The organism is Vogesella mureinivorans (genome assembly GCF_007644035.1).
In the GTDB taxonomy this organism is placed as follows: domain Bacteria; phylum Pseudomonadota; class Gammaproteobacteria; order Burkholderiales; family Chromobacteriaceae; genus Vogesella; species Vogesella mureinivorans.
The window spans coordinates 1-306 of record NZ_VMTV02000682.1; the positions used below are offsets into that span (position 1 = coordinate 1).

Consider the following 306-nt stretch of genomic DNA (forward strand, 5'->3'; position numbering starts at 1 on the left):
GATCCAAGCAGTACCACCGGCTCGCCCGGCCGATCCTGGTTCGGCCGATTGACCCAGGCCCTTTCGGGCGAGCCACGCAGCCGCGAAGACCTGCTCGAGGAAATCCGCTCGGCGCAGGCGGCGGGCCTGCTCACCGCCGACAGTCTCGCGATGATCGAAGGCGCGATGACGGTGTCCGACCTGCAGGTGGGCGACGTCATGGTCCCGCGCGGCCAGATGGTCTCGATACCGGTCGACTCGAGCACGCCCGAAGTGCTGCAGATCGTCGTCGAAAGCGGCCACTCGCGCTTCCCGGTGCACGGCGAG

General features: G+C 68.6%; 1 pseudogene. It reads left to right on the forward strand.

Going from position 1 to position 306, the window contains the following annotated elements:
* Window positions 1–48: 48 nt before the first annotated feature.
* Window positions 49–306: pseudogene (locus FLQ44_RS17715) on the forward strand (magnesium/cobalt efflux protein); the annotation flags it as partial.